This window comes from Saccharopolyspora sp. 6M, assembly GCF_020176775.1.
GTDB lineage: Bacteria > Actinomycetota > Actinomycetes > Mycobacteriales > Pseudonocardiaceae > Saccharopolyspora_C > Saccharopolyspora_C gregorii.
Map to the genome: position 1 here is coordinate 1 of NZ_JAIUJZ010000069.1, position 24,223 is coordinate 24,223.

Genomic DNA, 24,223 nt, shown 5'->3' on the forward strand with positions numbered 1-24,223 from the left:
CGGCCGGGGCCCCCCCCCCCGCGGGGCGCGCCCCCCCCCCCCCCCCCGCCCCCCCCCGGGGGGGGGCGGGGGGGGGCCCCCCCCCCGGGGGGCCCCCCCCCCCCCCACCAGAGGTGAACGGCCCATCAGCCCGACCGGAGTGGGCGAACGGGCCGTTCCCCCGGCCATACCCGAAAGTCGTAGGCGGGTCGGCTCGAAAGGCGATCACCGCGGTGCCGCGGATCCCTAACTTGGCTCGGGCCGGGCGGGACGACGCGCCCGGTTCCTGGAAACCGAGCCGCGAAGAAGTGATCCGATGCGAGACAGCGCCCCGCACCCCGGCGCCGACCCGTGGTCCGCCACCCGGCGGCTCACCCGACCGGACGCGCAGGACACGGTGCCCATCGCCGTCCGGGTGCCCGCCGCGGTCCCGGCGCGGGCGCCCGGCGGCTCCTCCGGGCAGCGGGTGACGACGCTCGACGCGCTCCGCGGCTTCGCGCTGTTCGGCATCCTGCTGGTGAACATCCCGCACGTGCTGGGCATGCCGAGCGAGGTCGGCGGCGCCGAAGCGCCGGTGCGGCGCGCGCTGGACCTGTTCGTGCAGTACCGGTTCAACGTGATCTTCGCGCTGCTGTTCGGGATCGGCTTCGGCATCTTCCTGCAGCGCGCCACCCGCAAGCACCCCCGGCCGCGGCTGCTGCTGGCGCGCCGGCTGGCCGTGCTGTTCCCGCTCGGCGGCCTGCACCAGCTGCTGCACCCCGGCGAGTACCTGCTGTTCTACGGCGTGCTCGGGGTCGCGCTGCTGCTGCCGCTGAGCTTCGCGCCGCGGTGGGCAGCCCTGCTGGTGGCGCTGGTGCTCCCGATCAGCCCGGTGCCCGGCGCGCTGGTGCTCGGCTACGCCCTCGCCCGCTACGAGATCCCGCAGACGCTGCACGCGCGGCGGAACCAGCTGGCGGTGGTGTTCGCGGTGTCGGCCGGGCTGTCGGTGCCCGCACTGCTCACCCAGCTCTACGGCCCGCGCGACCTCGGGTTCGCGCTGACCACCGTGGTCGCCGGGCTGTGCCTGGCCACCGCGTACAGCAGCGGGCTGGCCCTGCTGCTCCGGACCCGGGCCGGGCGGCCGATCTCGGCGGCGCTGGAACCGCTGGGGCGGATGGCGCTGACCAACTACGTGAGCGCGACGCTGCTGATGGTGAGCGCCGGACGGCTGATCGGGCTGGCGGACTCCAGCTCCTGGTGGACGATGCTCGGGTTCGCCGTCGCGGTCATCGCGGTGCAGGCGGTGTGGAGCAGGCTGTGGCTCGCGCACTTCCGCTACGGGCCGTTGGAGTGGGCGTGGCGCTGCCTGACCTGGTGGAACCTGCCCCCGATCCGTCTTCGGGGCCTGCCCGCTTCGGCTGCGTAGCGCTGGGGTGGCGGAACCTCAGCGCCCTCCTCGCTGCGGGATCTTTTTCACAGGTGGCTCCGCCACATGCGAAAAAGCTGTCCTCGCGAGGAGGACGCTGAGAACCCGCGGGTGGTCCGGTTGATCAGGTGGTCGGCGGCTCAGCGGCTTCGCCGCTGACAGGAAGACGACGCGGGCCGGGGTGCGGGGGCGAGCCCGCGCTCGACGTGCGGAGTGGTCGGAGCAGGTCCTGTTCAGGTCGTGGGTCCGGTGGGGTTGAGGCGGGTGCGGATGGCGTCGACCAGCAGGGTCAGCACGTCGTCGAAGGACGGGAGCCAGATGTCGAGCGTCTGCGGCGTGCCCACGGCCGCGGCGTAGTCCTCCGCGGGGGCGTTCGACAAGCCGCGCGCGACGACGGCGGTCGTGGCCGCGCCGAGGACCTGCTGGGAGATGGCGGTGGCGGCGATCATCCGGTCCTTCTCCGTGCCACCGGATTCGGTGAGCGCGGCGATGATCCGCCCGGCCAGCGCCATCGCGTTCGGCCCGATCAGCGGCCGCGTCCCCGCGAACCCGGCGGCCCACGGGTGCGCGGCGAACGCGTCGTAGTACTGCTTCGCGACGCGCAGCACGACCTCGTCCCAGGGCACGTCGTCGCCGGGGAGGTCGCCCGCGGGCCCGGCCAGCACGTGGTCCAGCGCCAGGTCGATGAGGTCTTCGCGGCGCTGCACGTACCAGTAGAGGCTCGTCGCGTGCACGTCCAGCTCCGCCGCGACCTTGCGCATGGTCAGCGCGCTCGCCCCGTCCCGGTCGAGCAGCGCGACGCTCGCGATGACGATGCGGTCCCGGCTCAGCGGTGATTCGGTGCGGCGCTTGCGCGGCGGGCGGTAGAAGACGCTGTCCACGTGCTGTTCAGGGGGTGTGTCGGACATAGATCCAGCATAGTTGAGACATACGTTGTATGAGAGTACTCCTACAGTGTAGGGTTCTCCACATGATCACCGATGCGCCCACGCAGCAGCTCACCGACGACACCGCCGACCTGGCCCGCACCAGGACCCTCCCGGCCCGCGGCCTCGCCGCCTTCTTCCTCCTCGCATTCGGCATCTCCTGGGGCATCTGGTACGCGAGCAAGCTGTTCCCCGGCATGAACCCGATGCCCTTCGTGATCGTGGGCAGCTTCGGCCCGGCCACCGCCTCCGTGATCGTCACCGCGGCGACGCAGGGCAAGGCGGGCGTCGGCGCGATGTTCCGGCGGTACTCCCCGCGGGGGCGCGGCGGCGTCCTGCCCTACCTGCTCGCGCTGGTTCCCGGCCTGTTCATCATGGTGTCGGGGATGTTCCACCTGCTGCTGAGCGGCGGGGAGATCGACGACGCCGCGCTGCAGGCCGCACTGCTCAGCGCGCCCACCACGTTCCTGTTCATCGCGCTGGTCGGCGGCGGCAACGAAGAGCTCGGCTGGCGCGGCTACGCCCTCCCCCGGCTCCAGTCCGTGGTGTCGCCGTTCGCCTCCAACGTGATGCTCGGCATCATCTGGGCCGTGTGGCACGCCCCGCTGTGGGAGATCCAGGGCACCTCGCAGGCCGGCATGTCCATCCCGATCTACGTGATGCTCGTGGTCACCCTCTGCGTCGCCATGGGCAACGTCTGGAACTTCTCGCGAGGCAGCCTGCTCGCGGTGGTGATCGCCCACGCCGGCATCAACACCGCCTCCGGGCTCAAGGTCGCCGCCTTCGGTTCGGAGGGCGAGGTCGACGCGCTGATCTCGATGACCCTGCTGTGCCTGATCATGCTGGCCGTCACCAAGGGGCGCCTGGCCATGCCCCGCCGCAAGCAGACCGAGCTGCCGGAATCCTGATCGGCACGCTCCCCGCGCGGGACGAACCACGAACCCGACCACCGCCCAGCCAGCCGCAGGCGCCGCCGAACTCGGCGGTACCTGCGGCTAGCCCATTCGGGTACCACCGCTCTCAAGTCGATCCCATACCGCCATTCGGACGCATGTGCCCATGATCACAGCGAACCGCGCACCCACGGCCGCGGCGCTGGTCCGATCAGCCGAACACCTCCACCGGGCGACGGGGCCGGCGCAGTGGCACACCGCCGGGCGCCGATGCGCCGCCGCGAGCACCCCGATCGGGGCGGCGGCATTCGCGGAAACAGCACGTGAACGGTGCCGGCAATTGACAGCAGGACACCGCGCACCACCCGCGGGGCGCGACCTCGACGGCGCAACCGGTTCGACCGTTCGCAGTGCACCGAAGATGGTTTCGGCCGCCAGAACGGACGAACCCGCGTTCGTACGAACGGAATAATGCGCGAGCCGTGGCAACGATCCCGGAACGCCCTCGATTCGTGCACCTACAATGAGACTACTGGGTTCCGCAAGTCCCGGAGAGCACGCGCAGGATCCTCCTGAACTGGCTATTCCCGCCCCGGAGCCACAATTCCGCCGCACCCCTCCGCGCTGGTCGACCACCGGATCGGATGCGCCTCCGGTTAGGTAGCGTTGCCGCCGCCTCCATCGAATCGCAGCGTCCGGGGAATTGACCGGCGAGGCCGCGACCCATCTGCGCGGCTCCATTCGTCGTGCCCGATTCCTTTCGTCTCGCCCTTTCGGAAGTGGAGCGCGCCATCACTCGATCCACATGATTGGTGCAACAGCGTTGAGCGGGCGTTACGAGACCACGGAACTGCCGGACCAGCTCCAGAAGTTCTTCAAGATCACCCTGGGAATGGAGTGGCCGGAAGGCAACGAAGGCGGGCTCCAGGAACTGCACGACGCGCTGAGCAAGTACGCCGAACGGGCCGAGCTGACCCGGCAGCGGCTCCTCTCCGCCAGCAACGACGTCTCGGCCGCACTGGGCGGCGAGACCGCCGATTCCACCGTCGACTACCTCGGGAACACGCTGCCCGAATACCTGGAGCAGCAGGTCGCCGTCGCCTCCGACCTGGCGAGCAAGGCCAAGGACGCGGCCGCCGACATCCAGAAGAACAAGATCCTCTTCGTGGCGATGACCGCGATGACGCTGGCCACCGTCATCTCCCTGATCGCCTCGCTGTTCGGCGCCTTCATGGTGCCCGCCGTGCTCGCCGCCGCGCGGGTGGGCATCACCGCGCTGCTGCGCGAACTCATCAAGCAGATCGCGCAGAACATCGTCAAGCAGCTCGCGCGCGTCCCGCAGGCCATCAAGGCCGGTGGCTGGCAGGCCGGGGCGAAGGCCGCGGGCTCCCAGGCCTGGCAGCTCGGCAAATACCCCGCGGCGGGTGCCGCGATCGGCGCCGGCGTGATGGGCGGTCTGGACGCGAGCATCCAGGGCATCCAGAAGGCGGCCGGTTACCGCGACAACATCAACACCGAGTCCATCAAGGGCATGATGATCGGCGGCGCGATCGGCGGCGCCGCCTCCGGTGCCGCCGCCGGAGCGGTGCGCGGCATCGCGAAGAGCGTCGACGACGTCATCGCGGGCATGAACAAGAACATCGCCCAGGCCAACAAGCTCCGCGGCCCGAGCGACCAGTTGCCCGAGAAGACCCTCACCCGCGGGCAGATGGCGTTCGGGCGCTTCGCGGACGGCGCGGCGCAGATCGTCTCCGTCGCGGGCAGCAACCCGCTCGTCTACGTGGCCACCGGGGACAAGGGCGGTGTCGCCTCCGACGGCATGTTCGGGGCGTTCGCCCGCGGCGGCCTCGGCGGCGGCAAGAACACCGGCGGCGGCACCACCTCCCCAGGCACCGTCGACGGGCCCGGCACGCTGCAGATCCCCGGTCCCGAGGCGCTGCAGATCCCCGGTCCCGAGGCGCTGGAGATCCCCGGTCCGGCGGACACCGGACCGTCCGCTCAGGACGGCAAGGGCGGCGCGGAGCGGACCGGCGACGACGGGACGGGCACCGGGGACCGGAAGACCGGCGGCGTCGAGACGGCCGCGAACGGCCCGTCGTCGGGTGCGGACGTGAAGTCCGGCTCGGGCGTCGAGTCCGGCTCGGGCGAGAAGACCGGCGCGACCGCGGACTCCGGTGCGGGGGCCAAGACGGGCGCGGACCCGTACTCCGGTGCGGATGCGAAGACCGGTGCGGACGCGCGCTCCGACACGGGCGCGAAGACCGGTGCGGACGCGGATTCCGGCGCGAAGTCGGGTGCGGCGGCGCACGCCGGTGCGAACCCGGGCGCGGCGGCGAACTCCGCGGTGAACTCCGGTGCGACCACGAATTCCAGCGCCGGTGGGAATTCCAGTGCCGGTGGGAACGCAGGCACCGGCGGGAACTCCGGCACGACGACGTCCGGCGGCCCGGTGTCCGGCGGGTCCTCCGGACGCGGCTCGGACGCGAGCTCCGACGCGGGCACGGCCACCGGCGACCGCAAGGGCGGCACGGCGGGCATCGGCGGCGCGGAACGCTCCGCGACGACGGACGTCGCCCCGCCGTCCTACGCGACGGTCCTGGCGGAGCCGCCGTCCTACGAAACGGTCCTGCACCAGGACGCGGCGGGCGCGGAGACCGGCGGCGACTCGGCGATCGTCCAGGACGGCTCGTCCCGCACCGTCAGCACCGGCGGCACGGAGCTCGGCGCGCTCTTCGCGCAGCCCGGCGACTTCGGGACCGAGTCCCGGGGGCTCGGCGGCGACGCGACCACCGGCGGCTCTCGTTCGGGCGAGGCCCCGGTCGGCACCGAGCAGGGCGGGGCGGCGCGCTCCACCGAGGCGAGCGGTCCGGCGGTCGGCACCACCACGCAGGTCCAGCCCGCCGCCAACGGGAGCCACTCGACGGGCGCCGACTCCGGGGCCGGGCGCGCCGACGGCGCCGCCCGCGGCGGTGCCGCCACCAGCGGGGCGCGCGGCGCAGCGGACGGTGCACCCACCGCCACCGCGCAGCAGTCGTCCACCCGGGCGTCCGGCGGCACGCCGCGCACCGAATCCACCGGGCTCGGCGACGCCCCGGCCCGCGGCGAGCAAGCCGCGAGCTCCGGCGGCGAGAACTCACCGAGCTTCGCGCAGACCGCGGAACCCGCCCGGAACACCGTGGACGACGGCCGCAGCACCGGCGCGGACCTCGACCCGGCCGCGGCCCGGCCGGACACCACCTCGCGGGAGGCGCAGGCCGTCGCGCAGGACGCTCTCCCGGCGCGCCCGGACGAGCAGGTATCCCGCACCACCGATCCGCAGCAGGACGGCAGGTCCGAGCCGAACCGCGCGGAGTCGGCCCTGCAGCGACCGTCCGATTCCCGCGCCGAATCCGCGGCGCGCCCCGAGGAGCAGGCACGCCCCGAGCCCGAATCGCGCACCGAGGCGCAGTCCCGTCCCGAGGACCAGGCACGCCCCGAGCTCGAATCGCGCGGGACCTCCCGGCCCGATGCCGAAGCGCAGTCCCGTCCGGAGTCCGAGACCCGCGCCGCGCCGGAGAACCGGGCGGCCCCCGAGGACCGAGCCGTCCCCGAAACTCGCGCGACTCCCGAAACCCGTGCCACACCGGACGACCAGGCGACTCCGGAAAGCCGCACCACACCGGAGAACCAGGCCACGCCGGAAACCCGCGCCACACCGGAAAACCCGGCCACTCCCGAGAACCAGGCGCCCGAGCACCGCGCCGCCCCGGATTCCGGCCCGGCCCGCGACGGCGACAGCACACCGGCCTCCCCGTTCGTGGCCCATCCCGCAGCTCCGGCGGCACGGCAGGCCGCGCCCGCGGCGTCCAGGCCCGACGCACCGGCCGCCCAGCCGGACGCGACCCGCCCGGACACCGGCGCTCGCCCCGACACCACCCGACCCGACAGCGCCACCCGACCCGACAGCGCCACCAGGTCCGACAGCACCGCCAGGCCGGACACCGCCTCCCGCGCGGACGCCCCCGGCCGCCACGGCCGTCCGGATCCGAACGCCCGACCCGACACCGCCGCCAGGCTCGACAACACCGCGCGTCCGGACACCACATCGAGCAGGCCGAACACCGGAAACCGGAGCACGCAGGGCGAACCGGCACCCCAGCCGGACGCCCGCACCGCCCCTGCCCGCACCAGCGACGGCCCGGCCCGCGGCGGCGACCGCCCCACCGCCCGCCCGGCACGGCCGTCGACGGAGAGCACCACCACCCCGGCCCGTCCCGGCCCGGACGAGGTCACCGCTCCGGAGCGGCACGCCACCGCCCGCCAGGACGCGGACGGCGGGGAGCGCCCCGCTCCGGCCGCCCCGCGGGACGGACGCCCGTCGGAGCTCACCGATCTCCAGGTGGCGTTGGTGCGCAAGAGGATGCGCGAACTCACCGAGCGGCCGATCTCGGAAGAGGAGGTCCGGGCGGCGTACCGGGAGTGGCTGCCGCTGCGACGACCGGTGCTGAACTCGGACCGGCTCGCCTACGAGCTGTCCCACTACGCCGTCTCGGGCGAGCTCCCGGGCCTGCGCGGCGGCGGGATGGGCTTGGAGGGCGAGCTGCACAACATCGGCATCTCGCTGCCCCGCGGCTACACCACGAACGACTTCGAAACGATCGTGGACGCCCCGGAGTTCTCGATCGTGCTGGACGACGGCCACAGCGGCCCGGTGCTGGAGATCGTCAGCAAGCCGTTCGCGGTGGTGGACGGCGACCTGGGCCGGCCATCGGCGGAGCAGGTGCACCGGGCGGTCCAGGACGCGGTGCGCAGGCTGCGGAACGCGCGGGACCGGACGCGGCTGGAGCGGGTCTTCGACGACGACCGCTTCGACGTCGACCCGGACGCGGGCGAGTTCCCGATCCGCAAGTACAGCCAGCACAACCAGGACGAGATCTACGCGCACTACTCGGCGGGTGTGCCGCTGGCGGGCCTGCCCCGGTTCATGCGCTACATCAGCGACTCGATGCGCACCGGCGGGTTCAACAGCGCGGCGCGGCAGCAGCTGCGGGACGGCATGAGCCTGGCCCGCCGGATCAGCGACGAAGCGGCCGAGGCGAACGGGTTCTCCCGGTTCGAGCGCAAGGAGCTCGAAGGGTTCCTCGCCCTCACCTACACGCAGTTCGCGGCCATCGCCGAACGGCACTACGCGGGCACCGGCATGGGGAAGAACTACGCGGCCCTCAACTCCCGGGTCGAGATCTGGGAAGCCCGGCGCGCCCTGAGCCAGGACGTCCGGCGGTACCTGGACGGCGCGTCGCGCGACCTGGCGGCCCGGTTCGCGGGGAACTTCCGCAGCGGGGTGGTCAACGCGAATCCGGGCGTGGCCCTGCTGCAGGAGCGGGTACCGCCGCGGGTGCGGAACGCGCGCTCGTCCGGGCGGACGCTGGGCGACTACCTCGACGGGGCGTTCTCGTCCCGCCCGGCGCACCGCGTCAGCCAGTACGACGCGCTGGTCATCCGGACCACGATGGGCATGGACCACAACTACTCCGGCGGCGTCCCCCTGCTCGACCCGCCCGCGCTGGTCGCGGAACTGCGGGTGCAGGGCAGCTCGCGCGAGTCACCGAACGGGCTGCAGCGGACCGCCGAGGACATCGCGCGTCACGTGCGGTCCAGCTACCGGGAGGCGCAGGAGCTCCGGCAGGAGGGCGCGGCCGGCAACAGCCCCACCGGCAGCGGCGGGCCCGACGGTGGACCGCCCGACTACGGCGGTGGCTACGGCGGTGGCTACGGCAGCGGTTACGGCGATGGCTACAGCACTCCCGCGCCGCCGCCGAGCGGGGACAGCTACGGCTTCGGCGCGTACAGCGGCCGGTACGTCGGGCAGGACTACTACAGCGCACCGGCACCGCAGCCGAGCACCTACAGCCAGGCCCCCATCACCACGCCGTCCTACCAGGAACCCGTCCACACGAGCTCGCACCGCCGCCACCGCCGCCGGCACCGAGACCGGGACTACTACTACGAAGAGACCCCGACCACCTACCCGAGTTCCTCGCACACCGTGTACGAATCCAGCTACGGGCAACCGGCGATCGCGCCGAACCCGTACCGGAACACGGGAAGCTCCGATTATTACGGCAGCCAGGGCTACTACAGCCAGTACCCGTCGGCTCCGGCCCGTCCCGAGAACGAACCGGGCGGCACCGGCCCGCTTTCCCGGGACGACCGGTCCCCGTTCGCGGTGGATCCGCGCGAGTGGGAGAACTTCCGCAGCTCGATCCCGGGCGTGGAGCGCGGACGCACCGCCGGTATCCACCACGCGGAGCTGGCGGCCTTCCGCGATCCCGACGTGGACCTGCGCTCCGCGCTCGACGACGTGGCGGCGCGCCGGACCGAACCGCGCGCACCCGTGCTCGACTCCCGGTTCCAAGTGCGCCGGATGAACCACGACGGCGACCAGGTCGCCGAGGTGACGTTGCGGGTGGCGCTGTCCGCCGGGCGGGATGCCACCCCGGGTGATCTCGCCGCGGCGTGGTCCTCGGCGGTCGACGGCATCCACGACGTGGTCAACCGGCCGGGCGCGAAGTTCCGCACCGGCCCCGTCGGGGACCGGCTCTTCGTCCGGCTGGAGCAGGTGGAGCCGGGCCGGGACGCGGACGTGTCCGTGGTCGTCGGCGAGGGCCACCGCGGGCTGAGCAACGCGCGGCAGTGGCGTTCCGACATCAGGCCGCGGGAAGCCGCGCACGAGCTCATGCACGCGCTGGGCATTCCGGACGAGCACAACGCCGGCCACGGCCCGCAGGTGCAGCTCGACGTCCCGGGCTCGCTGATGGGCGACTTCTACTCCCCCGCGGAACGCGGCACCACCGCGGAAGGGCTGTCCGAGGGCGGACTGCGCCCGCGCTACCTGGACCTGCTGGGCGCCGCCATCGGCGACGACGTCCCCACCACCACGTTCCGGAACGACCTCCCGGACCCGGCACCCGGCAGCACGCCGGACGCCCCGCCGCCGAACCGGGACGAGGGATCGTCCGGGCCGAACCGGGACGACGACGCACCCGCGTCGAACCGGGACGACGACGCATCCGCACCGGACCGGGGCGATCGATCGTCCCGGCCGAACCGCGACGACGACGCACCCGCACCGAACCGAGGCGACGAGTCACCCGCGCGGCGCCCGGACGACGAGGACGAACCCGCACCGCAGCCCTCCATGCCTCGACGTCGACCGGCCCCGGCACCGGTGATGCTGCAAGGGCGCCACCGGCGCGAGGACGGCACCACGGTCACCGTCGAATTCACCCCGAACGCCGTCGAAAGCCGCATCCTGGGCGACGCGGACGGCCGCCCGATCGGCGTCTGCTTCCCCACCCTGGGCGGCGACGCGGACATGTTCCGATCGTTCACCCGGAACTTCAACGGCCGGGTGACGCGCACGCTCCCCGGGGAGATGACCCTCGTGCCCGGCCCCGCCAACCGGGACGGCTCCCAGGTGCGGCCACCGTGGCAGCGGGACGCCGACCGGCGCGGCCGCCCGCGCACGCCCACCTTCATCTTCATCCACACGAACAACGACCGGTACGGCGTCACCATCCCCATCGACGGCATCAGCACCGTGATCAGCGTCAGCCAGGAGACCGTCGCCTACCTGCTGGACAAGAACCCCGAATTCCAATACATCATGGAGCGCAACGAGAAATCACCGCTGGTGTTCGCGGCCTGCGACGCCGGGAACGCGGGGAACTCCACCCGCATCGTCAGCGGGCTGCGCTCGGGGTATTCCGCCGGGCACGACCTGAGCCGGCGCTACGACAACTCCCTCTACTTCGGGTACAACGAGGTCGCGGTCACCCGGACCGGCTACATCGGCGTCGCCGAGAACGGCGGCTGGCTGCGCTATGACCGCGGCTCGACGACACCGCGGATGGATGCCGACACGATCTACACCCCGCAGCAGGTGAGCGCCATCAACCGGAACGAGTCGGCGGCGAACGTTCCGGCCGACAACACGCGGACCACGCTCGACGACTACGGCAACAACTACGGCAACAACGCGGTCGGCAGCGGCTACGGCCGCGACTACGTGGGCAGCACCACCCGGCAGGTGCCGATCCCCGCGGTCGACCCCGGCTGGGACTGGTCCGGGCCGCCGCAGCCCAGTTCGAGCCAGGACTACTACAGCACGACGACGACCTATCCCCCCGCGTCGTCCCACCAGAGCTCGTACGACCGGGGCGGCAGCCAGAACTACTCCTACCCCTACACCTACGACACCTCCGGGGCGAGCACCTCCACGGCACCGCCCCCGGACCCGTACAACTCCACCTACGGCCTCCCGGCCATCGAACCGAACCCGTACCGGGAACAAGCCCCGTACGACGGCTACGACTCCTACGGCCGCGGCTACTACCGCAGCCGCCGTTGACGGCGGCCCACCGCTCGGCGATCGGCGGCGATCGCCGGCCCGGCCGGATTCGGCGGGCCGGAGCGGGAACTCGTCGTGCGCCCGCCCGCGGCTCAGCGGTGGCGGACGGCGCGGACCAGCGCCGCGGTGTCGTGCCGACGCACACCAGGACGAGGGTGATCGCCGGGATGGCGACCAGCCGCGGGTCCTGGATCGCGGTCAGGCCGGTCGCCCCGATCATGAGTGGCACTTGGCAGGCGGAGGCGGAGGCGAGCCCGCACGGACGCGGCACGCTCGAGCCCGATTTTCCCGCCCATGGCGCAGACCACCCGCCGCGGGCCGAGCCGGTGGAGCGGCGCGCGGCCGGACTCGGCCGGTGCGGCGGAGGACGCCGAGCGCGCGGCGGCAGTCGGATCAGGCGGCCGGGCGCTGTGCTGCCAGGCGGCTGCTGATCCGCCGCTGGAGCTCCCCGAGCCGCTCGGCGTCCCCGCGGATCCCGGCGTGCGGGAGCAGCTCACCGGTGCCGTACCGCGGGATCACGTGGAAGTGCAGGTGGAAGACGGTCTGTCCCGCGGCCGCCTCGTTGAACTGGACGATCTGCACGCCCGCGGGACGGAGCTCGTCGGTGACGGCACGGGCGACGCGCTGCACCACGTGCACGACCGCGGTGAGCTGCTCGGGGGTCACGTCGAGCAGGGTCCGCGGCTCGCCGCTCTTCGGCACGACCAGCACGTGCCCCGGCGATTGGGGGAACACGTCGAGGAAGGCGAGCACGTCGTCGTCCTCGTGCACGACGTGCGCGGGCCCCTCACCCCGGATGATCTTCGCGAAGGGGTTCTCGGGATCGTAGTTCTCGGTCACTGGCAAGGCCTTCTCGTTTCGCAGCACGGAGTGCGGCGCCGGGTCCGCGGTTCGGCGCCGCCATCGGAAACCGTGCCGCGGCGGCATGCTCAAGCCGGGGAGGACCTGCGCATGGCCGGCACCCGCGGCACGGCGGGCCCGTGACGCCGCCGGGCCCGGCGAGGACGCGGGCCGCCGCACTGCGGTCGTGCCACCGCCGCATACACTCGGGCATCGGCGAGATCAGGAAGAAACCCGGGCAGGCACGGTCGCGCGACACGGTCGACGTGCTGGTGGAAGCCGCCGCGCAGATGTTCTCCCGCGAAGGCACCGCCACGACCACCAACCGGATCGCCGACCGGGCGGGGGTGTCGATCGGCACGCTGTACCGGTACTTCTCCGACAAGGAGGCGCTGCTGGCGGCGGTCGCGGAACGCCACGTCGCCGACGTCGCCCGGAACGCGGGCGCGGTGCTCGACCGGTTGCGCGCCGAGGCACCGCCGTTCGACGAGACCATCCGCGCGCTGCTCGACGCCGTCGTCCACGAGCACCGGACCCACCAGCGGCTGCACGCGGTCCTGCACCGGCTGCTGCCCCGCACGGCACGCGACCTCGCGGTGGTGCGAGCGGTGGAGCAGCACGTCGTCGACGAGGTCGCGTTCCACCTGGAGCGCTGCGACCGCGGTGCCGACGCCGAGCTGACGGCCCGGACGATCGTCACCGCGGTCGACGCGCACCTGCACCGGGTGATGGCGGAGCGCGGGTTCAGCGTCGACCGGCTGGCCGGGCTCGTCACCGCGCTGGCGCCACCTCGCTGACGGTGGCCAGCACTTCCGCGCGGAGCCGGCCGATGCCGGGCTCCTCGACCGGGAGGTGCCCGCAGTTCTCCAGCAGGACGACCTTCGTGGGCGCCGAGATGCGCCGCAGGAAGGACGTGCTCACCTCGACGGGCGTCCAGCCATCGGCGCCGGGCGCCACCAGCGTGACGGGCGCGGCGGTGAACGAAGCCGGGTCGGCGTGCTCGTGGGCCAGGAAGCTCGACACGAACCCGAGGGGCACCCGGGCACCGCCGCCACGCGGATCTGCGGCGCACAGCCGCGCCAGGGCGGGATCCGAACTCACGGCGGGCAGGTCCGCCACCCAGCGGATCGGCACCCGCGCGCGGCCCAGGACCGGGTCGACCGCGCGCAACAGCCGCGGGGCGAGCCCGCTCAGCCACGACCACCGCACACCGGCCGCGCGCGCCACCGGGTCGGCGGGGTCGAGCAGGCACGTCGCCAGCACCGCGGCGACCTCGCCGGTGCGGGCCGCGACCTCGTAGGCGAGCATCCCGCCCATGCTGGCCCCGAGCAGGACCAGCGGCCGCGGGTCGGCGGCGCGCTCGGCGCGCACCAGCTCGCACAACAGCTCGACCCAGTCGCCGTAGCGGACGGCCGCCGGGTCGGGGGTCTCGGTGCGCCCGTACAGCGGCAGGTCCGGAGCCAGCACCTCGACGCCGTCCTGCGCCGCGACGGCCAGCGCGGGCCACAGCGACTCGCCGTACCCGCCGACACCGTGGATCACCAGCACGCGGGCCGCGGAGTCCGGACGGGCGGCGCGTGCCACGTGCACGCGGGTGTCGCGCCACCGCCACCAGGTGCGGTCGGGTTCGACGAGCGCCGCGGTGTGCGCGGCGGGAACGAAAGCGGCGTAGTCGTGCAGGTTCATGCCACCAGCCTGAGATCATCCCGAACGCCGCACAACTCGCGTTCCCGCCCAGCCTGACCTGCAACGCCGCCGGAATGCTCAGGTTTTTCGAGCGCACGATCGGGAACGGACCCGACGCGTCCCCGCCGAAGGAAGATCACCGGGGAGGACCGGGGAAGGACGTCGTGCGCGGTACCGGGATCGGACGGCCGCTCCGCCGAAGCTCGCCCGGTCCGCGCCGCCACCCGCACGCGGCCGGACCGGCGACCACCGCCCGGAGGTCAGTCCTGGCGGGTCGCGGTGGCCGGCGGGGTTCTGCTGGCACGCCACGACGGCAGGAGGCCGGCCGCTCCGGCGACCGCCACGAGTCCGGCGCAGGCCGCCAGCAGCGCCAGGACCGGTATCGCCAGCGACGCCTCCGGAACCAGCGCGGTGATCAGCAACGTGCCCAGCGCGATCCCGTGCGGCGCCCCGAAGACGACACCGAGCAGCCCGTACAGCGCGGACTCACCGACCCGGACGCCCAGCAGCCCGCCGCGGGACAGGCCCACCGCGCGGAGCATGCCGCTCTCCCGGCCGCGCTCGACGACCGACAGGCTCGCGGTGGTGCCGACGCCGACCAGGGCGACGAACACGGTCAGCGCGATCAGCGCCAACGCGCTGCCGGTGAGCTGCCCGACCAGGTCGGACTCCTTCGCGCGGAAGTCGTCGAGCACGCTGACCTCCAGCTCCGGCCCGGTGCTCCCGTGCGCGGCGACCGCGGACTGCGCCGCCGCCAGGCCCCCGCGGGCGGCGTCGAGCACGACGTCGGTCGCGAGCGGGTCGTCGCCGAGGGCGTCGAGGTCGGACGGGTGCGCCAGCACCAGCGAGCCGCCGAGGCTCGACCCGACGACCACCGCCGCGACCCGCACCTCCCGGTCGCCGAGCCGGGCGGAATCGCCCGCGGCGAGCCGGGTCTTGCTCGCGAAGGCGTCCGACACGACGATCGTGCCGGGTTCCGCGTCGTGCAGGGACCCGTCGGCGGCGGTGCTCCCGACCGAGCCGGACAGCCGGGTGATCGGCAGGTCCGACACCTCCAAGCTCGTCGGCCCGCTCGGCAGCTCCAGCCGCAGCCGAGGAGCGCGGAACGGGACGACCGAGCGCAACGCGGGATCGGCCGCCAACGTCGCGGGCAGGTCGGCGGGCAGCACCTCCCCTTCCGGTGCGCGCACCTCGATGTCGGCGGGGTACTGCGCGGCCGAGCTCGCCTCGCTGTAATCGCGCAAGGTGCCGCCGGCGGTGAGCGCCGCGAGGAGCAGCGTCGCGGCCAACGCCACCACCGAGGACACCGACGCCGCGCGACGCGGCATCCCGCCCGCGCTGCGCACCGCCAACGTCGCGACCGGACCGAACCGCCGCAGCAACCGGTGCGCACCGGCGAGCACCGGTCGGGCCAGCGCCGGCGCGAACGCCAGGTATGCGCAGAAGCACGCGGCGACGGCCAGCACGCCGTACAGCATGAGATCTTCGGTGCTCCCGTTCGGGCGGTAGCGCGACAGCAGCCCGCTGGACACGGCGAGCACCACCAGCAGCACCGCCGCGGCCAGCAGCGCGGCACCGAGCGCGGTCCGGAGCGCGGTCCTGGCCGCGCGCTCGCTCGCCCGCGTCGTCGACCGCAGCGCTTCCAGCGGGGACGCCCGTGCCGCGTCCCGGGCCGGGGCCAGCACGGCGAGCACCACCGCGAGCACGACGCCCACCACCACCGAACCCAGCACCAGCGGCGAGGGGGTCACCGCCGAGACCGGCGCGACCAGCGGCACGAGCAGCCCGGCTCCGACGGCCAGCAGCGTCCCGGCGCCTCCCGCGAGCAGGCCGGTGAGCGCGCCCTCGGCGACCAGCGCCCGGCGCAGCCCGCCTCTCGTGGCGCCCAACGCGCGCAGCATCGCGAGGTGCCGGGTGCGCTGCGCGAACACGATCCGGAAGGCGGACACCGCGACCATGGTCGACGCGAGCGACGCCACCAGCACGAACGCGCCGAGCACCGCCGAGACCTTGTCGACCGTTTCCAGGCTTTCGCTCAACTCGGCCTGTCGCGCGTTCTCCGCGGACTGCACGGCCAACGTCGTGGGCTGGGCGCTGCGCTGGATCGTGGGCAGGTCGCCGGTGAGATCAACGCGGGCCAGCTCCGCACCGGTGCGGGCGAGCACTTCCCGGTCCGGGGCGTAGAGCGCGAGCCCGTCCGCGGACGGGGAGTCCACCAGCGCGGTCACGGTGAGCGGCTGCGGTGGGCCACCGTCCGGGTCCGCGAACTCGACCTCGTCGCCGACGCGCAGGTCGAGCCGTTCGGCGGCGCGGGCGGACGCAGCCACTTCCCCCGGTGAACGCGGATACGCGCCCTCGTCCACCTGGACCCGGCTCAGCGGCCCCGCTCCGGGATCGGCGGTGAGATCGACCTCCACGGCTCCGACCAGGCCCGATCCGCTCACCCGGCCGGTCGATCCGGTCACGCCCGCCAGTCCCTCCGCCCGATCCAGCTCGGCGGGCCCGAACCCGGACGGGGAGCGCACGACCGCCGACGCCCCCTCCGGGATCGACGTCAGATCATCGGTGATCGTGCGCAGCGCCATGTCCCGGCCGAGCAGCGTGGCGGTGATGAAGAAGGCGGCCACGGCGATCGTGACGCCGCACAGCAGCAGTCGCACGGGAGCGCGCCGGACGGTGCGCAGGTGCGGGACGACGGCGCTCATCGGATCTCCCCCAGCAGCCGCATGGCCTCCGCGATCCGCGCGGGGTCCGGCTTGGCGAGCGTGTCGACGAGCCGCCCGTCCGCGACCAGCACGACACCGTCGGCGTACGAAGCGGCCACCGGGTCGTGGGTGACCATCACGACGGTCTGCCCGAGTTCGCGCACCGACGTCCGCAGCAGTTCCAGGATCTCGCCGCTCGACCGCGTGTCCAGGTTCCCGGTGGGTTCGTCGGCGAAGATCACCTCAGGCCGGGTGAGCAGCGCCCGGCCCAACGCCACCCGTTGCTGCTGCCCGCCGGACATCTCCGCGGGACGGTGCCCCAACCGGCCCGACAGCCCCAGCCGCTCGGCGAGCTCGCGGACCGCGCCGCGTTCCGGCCTGCGCCCGGCGAGCTGCACCGGCAGCACGATGTTCTCCTCCGCGGTGAGCTCGGGAAGCAGGTTGTACTGCTGGAAGACGAACCCGATCCGTTCCCGCCGGATTCGGGTGAGCTCGTCGTCGCCCAACGTGGCCAGGTCGACGCCACCGATCAGCGCGCTCCCGCCGGTCGGGGTGTCCAGGCCCGCCGCGCACTGCAGCAACGTCGACTTCCCGGAGCCCGACGGCCCCATCACCGCGGTGAAGCTCCTGGCGGGGAACCGGACGGACAGCCCGTCCAGCGCGCGGACCTCCGCAGGGCCGGTGCCGTAGGTCTTGACGAGGTCGACCGCTTCGACGGCGTAGGACGCGCCGGGACGCGCGGCGTCGGCGGGTCGGCTGTGTTGGTTCATGTCTCGAACCCTGCCGAGTCGCGGGTGCGGTCCACCTCCGTCCGCCGACCGGTTCGCCGGCGGAGAACTCTGCCTTTCGGCTGATCCCGGCGGCTGACCCCGCTTGTCTAGGGTCGGCGCATGGTGTTCCCCGGCAAGCCCGCATGGCAGTCGTTGCTCTGGCTGTTCGGCATCCTCGTGACGACGCCCGTGACGATGCTGCTGGAGTACGTGATCTTCGAGGGCTTCGACGGCACGCGGTGGCCGCCGGCCGTGATGTTCACCGGCGGGTCGGTGGCCGCGGTGGTCCTGCTGATCGCGCCGCGGCTCGGACCTCGTGCGCTGCCCGCGGCCGCCATCGGCGCCGCCGTGATCTCGGCGGCCGTGTACTACCCCGCTTACGACGCCAGGGGCTGGCCGGAACGCCCCGACCTCGGCTTGCTGCTGCTCACGCCGACCGCGGCGCTGCTGATCCTGCTCGGGCTCGTGGTGTGGCGGGCGGAGAAGCGCTGGGCGATCGCCACCGGGGTGGTCGTGTCCGCGGTCGTCGTGGCCCAGCCCGCGATCGGGCGCGGCCGGTTGACCGAGGTGGTGATCGGATTCCTCCTGGTGTGCTGCGTGACGCTGTCCTGCACGATCGGCCTGGCCGCCCGGCTGGCCCGCCGGGCGCGGCAGCGCCAGATCGAGCACGAACGGCTGATCCAGCGCACCGACTTCGCCCGCGACCTGCACGACTTCGTCGGCCACCACGTGACGGGAATGGTGGTGCAGGCGCGCGGCGCGCAGGCGATCGCGAAGCGGTCGCCGCAGCAGGCGCTGGACGCGCTGGACAGCATCGCCGAGGCCGGCGCCGAGGCGATGGAATCGCTGCACCGCATGGTCGGGCTGCTGCGCGCCGACGACGGCGGGACCACCGCGCCGCCGATCACCATCGACGAGATCTCCACCATGGTCGAGCGGTTCAACCGCGGGCCGGGACCGGAGGCGCGGCTCCGGTTGCCCGACTCCACCGACGGCATCCCCGCCGACGTCGGCACCACCGCGCACCGGGTCGCCCTGGAAGGGCTCACGAACGTCCGCAAGCACGGCCGGAACGTGACGACGGTGCGGATCGACGTGGAACGCGCCGAATCCGAGCTGGTGGTGCGCGTCGGCGACGACGGCGAGGTTGGCAAGATCTCCGGCAGCGGATTCGGTCTGCGAGGCCTGCGCGACCGCGTCGCCGAAGTCGGCGGCGAGTTCGAGGACGGGCCCGCCCCGACGGGCGGCTGGGTCCTCGCAGCCCGCATGCCGCTGCCGTCGAACGGAGGTACCGCGTGACCATCAGAGTGCTCATCGCCGACGACCAGGCGATGATCCGCACCGGCTTCGAAATGATCTTGGGTGCCGAGGACGACATGGAGGTGGTCGGCACGGCGTCCGACGGCGTGGAAGCGCTGGAGATGGTCGCGCTGCACCGGCCGGACGTGGTGCTGATGGACATCCGGATGCCCCGGCTGGACGGTCTGGACGCCTTGCAGCGGATCAACGCCACGGGCGCGGTGGACCCGCCGAAGGTCGTGGTCGTCACCACCTTCGAGGACGACGAGTACGTGCACCGCGCGCTCAACGGCGGCGCCAGCGGCTTCCTGCTCAAGACCGCCAGCTCCGCGTTGCTGCTCGAAGGCGTGCGCGCGGCGGCCTCGGGCGAGGCGCTGGTCAGCCCCGCGATCACGGTGAAGCTGCTGCGCAACCACTCCCCCGCCGAACCCCGCGCGAACCGGCCGAACCCGCTGTCGGCGCGCGAGGGGGAGGTCGCCCAGCTGGTCGCCACGGGAGCCACCAACGCCGAGATCTCCGAGCAGCTGTTCCTGTCCCTCGGTACCGTCAAGACCCACCTGTCGAGCATCCAGTCCAAATTGGACCTCCGGAACCGGGTGGAGATCGCCGCGTGGGTCTGGCAGTCGCAAGGGGTAGGCCGATAGTCATAGGGATTCCCGCGCGAACCGGTCGTCCGACCGATCCGCGACCGAGCGGGTGGCCAATAGCGTTCGGTCTCGGAAGATCGAACGCCGTTGCGCGAAGGAGCTCAATCCCCATGAAGCGTGCACTCGTGTTGGCCGTGCCGGCACTCGCCCTCGTCGGCCTCACCGCGTGCGGCGGTCCGCCGGAGCAGACCGCCTACGAGGTGACGCTGGAGGTCGCGGGTCCCGCCGGGGCGACCGGCACCGTCCAGAAGTCCACTTCGGACTCGCAGGAGCAGCCTCCGGTGCAGTTCAGCGTCCCGCACAAGGACACGTGGGTTCCGATGGGCGGTCCGGCGAAGGTCGTCGTCACGCCGGACTCCCCCGATTCGGCCCTCACCTGCAAGGTGCTGGTCGAAGGCGAGGAGCGGGTGACCGAGACCGGGAAGCCCGGCCGGCCGGTCACCTGCGCGCTGACCATCGACGGCCCGGCCTGAGGCTCCGGCCCGCCGCTCGTGGGCCGGTTCGCACACCGTGCCGGCGTCGCCCTCGGCCTCGATCGACCAGCAGTGAACATCCATTTTCTCGAAGGCGGCCATTCGCCGCCGCCTTCGGGATACCCACTCGGAAAGGAACTTCCTTGAGCATCCGCAAAACCATCACGGCCCTGGCACTGTGCGCGGCCGGCATGTCCGTCGCAGGCGCAGGCACCGCACTCGCCGAAGAAGTCGTCGGCGAATTCCCCACCGCCCAAGCCTGCTCCGACAAACTCCAAGAGCTCGCCGACCACGGCGACCCCGGCCCGCTGTTCTGCGCGCCCGTGACCGACGACCAGAACGGCCCGAACAACCTCATCCGCGACTGACCCCACCACCTGGTTCCCCCGCCGACTTCGGCGGGGGAACCGGTGTTTTCGGGCCGATCCCGCATCATCCGCGCGAGAAGACGCCGGACGACCCCGATCACCGCACCGCCCGGCGCTCGCAGATGCAGGAGTTCGACGACCGGCACCCGGCGGCCGTGCTCCGGTTCCGGTGGCACCGCTGTGATTCGGGCCGGTGTATCCGTAGACGTGCGCCGAGTAGACGAGCTTGCCTGTTTTCGCCAGCCCGGGTGCCAGTTCGCGCACCGGTTCCAGCGTCGGCCGTTCGTGTCGAAGGCGAGGAGCGGGTGAGCGAGGCCGGGCAGCCCGGCCGGCCGGTCACCTGCGCGCTGACCATCGACGGCCCGGCCTGAGGCTCCGGCCCGCCGCTCGGCCGGTCCGCGCACCGTCCGCACTCCGAGGCCAGAACACCGGCCGGACGATCGGGTCGCCGTGGTCGGGGCCGCCCCGGCGATCGCCCGCCGGGGCGTCGGGCGAGCCGAGATCAACCGCTCCCGACCTGCCCCGAACAGCAGTCGGCCCCATCGACGAAGATCGCCGATGGGGCCGTCACCTGCTTGAACGCTGGTGCGCGATACTGGGATCGAACCAGTGACCTCTACCGTGTCAAGGTAGCGGTCGGCGCCGCCCTGACCTGCACAGACACGACTTCGGCAGGTCAGGGCGGTGCCGGTCGGATACACCCACACCCGTTCGACGCGGTCCGGTGCACTTGACGCCTCCCAATTTCCTCCCATACACCGCCTCCCAGCAGGTGGTTTTACGGGCTTCACCGACCACGAGGACCCTGCCTGGAGGCGCTTTGCAGGTCCGAGTTGCGGTCGGGAGCACCAAGGGCTGGGACCAGGTTTCCTGGTAGCTCCTTGAACACCGAGGGTTGCCGAACGGCGGGGCGTTGCCCTCAGAGCTGTTCGGGGCGGTGTCGATCCCGCGGAACAAAGCGTTAGCGACAGGAGCTTCCGGGCTGATCATGGTGTGGAACGGTTCTCGGGGACTGCACCCGCTTGGTACCGAGGACGCCTCGATGGAGCCGCTGGCCCGCTCCGCTAGCCTGCCTCCGTGGTCACAGGTGAGCTTAAGAGCAAGATCGACCGGTTGTGGGACGCGTTCTGGTCTGGGGGGATCTCGAACCCGATCGAGGTGATCGAGCAGATCACCTACCTGATGTTCATCCGGCGTCTCGACCAGCTTCAACAGGCCAAGGAGAACAAGGCCAACCGCACCGGGAAACCGGTCGAGAACCCGATCTACACGGACGACACTCAACTACTCCGTTGGTCGGCGTTCCAGAACAAGGCCCCGGAAGAGATGCTGACGCTCCTACAGGACGGTGTCTTCCCGTGGCTGCGGAACCTCGGCGGCGAGGACTCGACCTACGCGCACCACATGAAGGACGCGCGATTCACCATCACGACGTCGAACCTGCTGTCGAAGGCCGTTTCGATGATCAGCGATCTCGACACTGGTGACACGGACGCCAAGGGCGATCTGTACGAGTACATGCTCGGCAAGATCGCGACCGCCGGACAGAACGGTCAGTTCCGCACACCTCGCCACATCATCCGGCTGATCGTCGAGATGATGGCGCCGCAGCCGGGCGACGAGATCTGCGACCCGGCCTGCGGCACAGCCGGGTTCCTGGTCGCCGCCGCCGAACACGTCGCAGACAAGCACCGCCAGGCGTTGTTGGCGCCAGCGCAGCGCAAGCACTTCAACGAAAGCATGTTCCACGGCTTCGACTTCGACAGCACGATGCTGCGGATCGGCAGCATGAACATGCTGCTGCACTCGATCGAGAACCCGGACATCCGGTACCGCGACTCGCTGGGCCAGAACGTCGCCGACGAAGCCGCCCGGTACTCGATGATCCTCGCGAACCCCCCGTTCGCGGGCAGCCTCGACTACGACGCGACGGCGAACGACCTTCAGAAAGTCGTCAAGACGAAGAAGACCGAGCTGCTATTCCTCGTGCTCTTCCTGCGGTTGCTCAAGAACGGCGGCCGGGCCGCGGTGATCGTGCCGGACGGAGTGCTGTTCGGATCCAGCAAGGCGCACAAGGCCGTGCGAAAACTGCTCGTGGACGACCACAAACTCGACGCGGTGGTCAAGCTGCCCAGCGGCGTGTTCAAACCCTACGCCGGGGTGTCGACCGCGATCCTGTTCTTCACCAAGACCAACAGTGGTGGCACAGATCAGGTCTGGTTCTACGACGTTACCGCCGACGGACTCAGCCTCGACGACAAGCGCACACCGCTGCTCGACGATGAGAAGCTCGGTCCGATCGTCGAGAGCGCATTGACCGACGACGAGCACGCCAAGAACAACCTTCCCGACGTGCTCGCCAGATGGCACCGCCGCAGCGGTAGCGAGCAGGAGCGCGCACGCACCGAGCAAAGCTTCTTTGTCCCGAAGAACGAGATCGTCGCGCAGGACTACGACCTCAGCATCAACCGCTACAAAGAAATCGTCCACGCAGAGGTCGAACATCGGTCACCCGGCGAGATCTTGGAAGAGCTCGACCGCATCGAGACGGAGATCCAGCAGGGCATGAGCGACCTCAAGGGGATGCTGGGATGACTATCCCGACAATCGATCTGTCTGAGATCGCTGTCGTCAACCCGAGGCTAACTCGACGCTTGAACGAAAGCGACCTCGTGGCCTTCTTAGGAATGGCCGACTTGGACGCCGAAACCAGCACTACGAGCACTGGCGATGACCGACCTTATGGCGAAGTCAAAAAGGGATACACGCAGTTCGACGACGGCGATATTTTGGTCGCCAAGATCACCCCTTGCTTCGAGAATGGCAAGATTGCACAAGCGCGATTGAGTCGCCAAAATGGCGCCGGGTCGACCGAGTTTCATGTGATCCGACCCGACGGTAGGCGACTCGACAGCCGATTCCTAGTGCATTTTCTCCGTTGGCCGATGATTCGTAAAATCGGAGAACTTAGAATGACCGGCAGCGCCGGTCAGCGGCGCGTTCCGGCGGAATATATTCAGGGACTGAAGGTGCCGTTCCTGCCGTTGGACAAGCAGCAGATCATCGCTAAAACGCTGGATAGACTGGAGTCATTGCGCGCCAAGCGACGAGAGTCGATTGCCCTACTTGACGAACTTGTCCAGCATATCTTCCTCGACATGTTCGCCGATTCGGATTCACCTTGGCCACTCGTAAAAGTAGCGGATCTAGCCCAAAGATCCAAGGGATCGATCCGAACTGGACCATTCGGCAGTCAACTCCTCCATGAGGAGTTTGTCGATTCGGGAATCGCGGTACTCGGTATCGATAACGCCGTACGGAACGAGTTCACATGGCAGGGGCGCCGGTTCATCACTGAAGAGAAATTCGAAAAGCTCTCACGGTATAGAGTTTACCCCGGAGACCTGTTAATTACGATCATGGGAACTTGCGGCCGATGTGCAATCGTTCCAGATGACATCCCGATATCGATCAACACAAAGCACCTGTGCTGCATTACCCTGGATCAAGAGAAGTGTCTTCCGGATTTCCTGCATGCCTATTTTTTAATGCATCCTGAATCTCAACGGTATCTTCATCGCACCGCAAAGGGCGCGATCATGTCCGGCCTTAACATGGGGATCATCAAAGATCTTCCGGTGACGCTACCTCCACTCAGCTTGCAGCAGGCTTTCGTTGACCGGGTTCGCTCACTGAAAAGAACTAAGACTGGCCTGGAAACCCACCTCGCCGAGCTTGACGCCTTGTTCGCCTCGATCCAGCACCGCGCGTTCCGCGGAGAGCTGTGGACAAAGGAGAGCTTCCGGTAGCCTGATCGACAGTCACGCTTGAGTGGGGGGTCGC

General features: G+C 71.3%; 15 protein-coding genes. 10 read left to right on the plus strand and 5 right to left on the minus strand.

The window, feature by feature from the left end; all coding sequences use genetic code 11:
• The first annotated feature begins 295 nt into the window (after positions 1-295).
• Positions 296-1,384, plus strand: a complete 1,089-nt coding sequence (locus tag LCD31_RS11550; protein ID WP_224957905.1) for a DUF418 domain-containing protein — start codon at positions 296-298, stop codon at positions 1,382-1,384.
• Positions 1,385-1,617: 233 nt separating this feature from the next.
• Here the strand turns inward: LCD31_RS11550 and LCD31_RS11555 are convergent, their stop codons facing one another.
• Positions 1,618-2,292 carry a TetR/AcrR family transcriptional regulator gene (locus LCD31_RS11555; protein WP_224957906.1) on the minus strand — a complete coding sequence of 225 codons (675 nt, stop codon included), beginning with the start codon at positions 2,290-2,292 and terminating at the stop codon, positions 1,618-1,620.
• A gap of 62 nt (positions 2,293-2,354) precedes the next feature.
• Here LCD31_RS11555 and LCD31_RS11560 point away from each other — a divergent pair, with 62 nt between their 5' ends.
• Both LCD31_RS11560 and LCD31_RS11565 read left to right on the plus strand, forming a co-directional pair.
• Positions 2,355-3,218 (plus strand): CPBP family intramembrane glutamic endopeptidase, encoded by an 864-nt coding sequence (locus LCD31_RS11560; protein ID WP_224957908.1) that lies wholly within the window; start codon positions 2,355-2,357, stop codon positions 3,216-3,218.
• Between the two features lie 790 nt (positions 3,219-4,008).
• Positions 4,009-11,592, plus strand: a complete 7,584-nt coding sequence (locus LCD31_RS11565; RefSeq protein WP_224957909.1) for a hypothetical protein — start codon at positions 4,009-4,011, stop codon at positions 11,590-11,592.
• Positions 11,593-11,985: 393 nt separating this feature from the next.
• Here the strand turns inward: LCD31_RS11565 and LCD31_RS11570 are convergent, their stop codons facing one another.
• Positions 11,986-12,432 (minus strand): HIT family protein, encoded by a 447-nt coding sequence (locus tag LCD31_RS11570; protein ID WP_224957910.1) that lies wholly within the window; start codon positions 12,430-12,432, stop codon positions 11,986-11,988.
• 266 nt (positions 12,433-12,698) lie between these two features.
• Here LCD31_RS11570 and LCD31_RS11575 point away from each other — a divergent pair, with 266 nt between their 5' ends.
• Complete coding sequence (locus LCD31_RS11575; RefSeq protein ID WP_224957911.1) at positions 12,699-13,229, plus strand: TetR/AcrR family transcriptional regulator; 531 nt, start codon at positions 12,699-12,701, stop codon at positions 13,227-13,229.
• Here LCD31_RS11575 and LCD31_RS11580 read toward each other — a convergent pair.
• The 3 genes from LCD31_RS11580 to LCD31_RS11590 all read right to left on the minus strand — a co-directional run bounded on the left by LCD31_RS11580 (position 13,204) and on the right by LCD31_RS11590 (position 17,593).
• Positions 13,204-14,118 (minus strand): alpha/beta hydrolase, encoded by a 915-nt coding sequence (locus LCD31_RS11580; RefSeq protein WP_224957912.1) that lies wholly within the window; start codon positions 14,116-14,118, stop codon positions 13,204-13,206. The genes LCD31_RS11575 and LCD31_RS11580 overlap by 26 nt on opposite strands.
• Before the next feature lie 260 nt (positions 14,119-14,378).
• The gene (locus LCD31_RS11585; protein ID WP_224957913.1) at positions 14,379-16,823 is read right to left on the minus strand and encodes an FtsX-like permease family protein; all 2,445 of its coding nucleotides are present in this window, start codon (positions 16,821-16,823) and stop codon (positions 14,379-14,381) included.
• Entirely contained in the window at positions 16,820-17,593 is a 774-nt protein-coding gene (locus LCD31_RS11590; protein WP_224957914.1) for an ABC transporter ATP-binding protein, read from the minus strand. The genes LCD31_RS11585 and LCD31_RS11590 overlap by 4 nt, the downstream gene beginning before the upstream one ends.
• Positions 17,594-17,713: 120 nt before the next feature.
• Here LCD31_RS11590 and LCD31_RS11595 point away from each other — a divergent pair, with 120 nt between their 5' ends.
• The 6 genes from LCD31_RS11595 (at position 17,714) to LCD31_RS11620 (ending at position 24,189) form a co-directional block, all read left to right on the plus strand.
• Positions 17,714-18,892, plus strand: a complete 1,179-nt coding sequence (locus LCD31_RS11595) for a sensor histidine kinase (RefSeq protein ID WP_224957915.1) — start codon at positions 17,714-17,716, stop codon at positions 18,890-18,892.
• Positions 18,889-19,536 carry a response regulator transcription factor gene (locus LCD31_RS11600; RefSeq protein WP_224957916.1) on the plus strand — a complete coding sequence of 216 codons (648 nt, stop codon included), beginning with the start codon at positions 18,889-18,891 and terminating at the stop codon, positions 19,534-19,536. The genes LCD31_RS11595 and LCD31_RS11600 overlap by 4 nt, the downstream gene beginning before the upstream one ends.
• 113 nt (positions 19,537-19,649) lie before the next feature.
• On the plus strand, positions 19,650-20,012 hold the full coding sequence (locus tag LCD31_RS11605) for a hypothetical protein (RefSeq protein ID WP_224957917.1): 363 nt from the start codon (positions 19,650-19,652) through the stop codon (positions 20,010-20,012).
• A 143-nt stretch (positions 20,013-20,155) separates the two neighbouring features.
• Positions 20,156-20,380, plus strand: coding sequence for a hypothetical protein (locus LCD31_RS11610; RefSeq protein ID WP_224957918.1), 225 nt, complete (start codon positions 20,156-20,158; stop codon positions 20,378-20,380).
• 1,077 nt (positions 20,381-21,457) lie between these two features.
• Positions 21,458-22,975, plus strand: a complete 1,518-nt coding sequence (locus LCD31_RS11615; RefSeq protein ID WP_224957919.1) for a class I SAM-dependent DNA methyltransferase — start codon at positions 21,458-21,460, stop codon at positions 22,973-22,975.
• Positions 22,972-24,189, plus strand: coding sequence for a restriction endonuclease subunit S (locus tag LCD31_RS11620; RefSeq protein ID WP_224957920.1), 1,218 nt, complete (start codon positions 22,972-22,974; stop codon positions 24,187-24,189). Before LCD31_RS11615 ends, LCD31_RS11620 begins: the two co-directional genes overlap by 4 nt.
• The last annotated feature ends 34 nt before the right edge of the window (positions 24,190-24,223 follow it).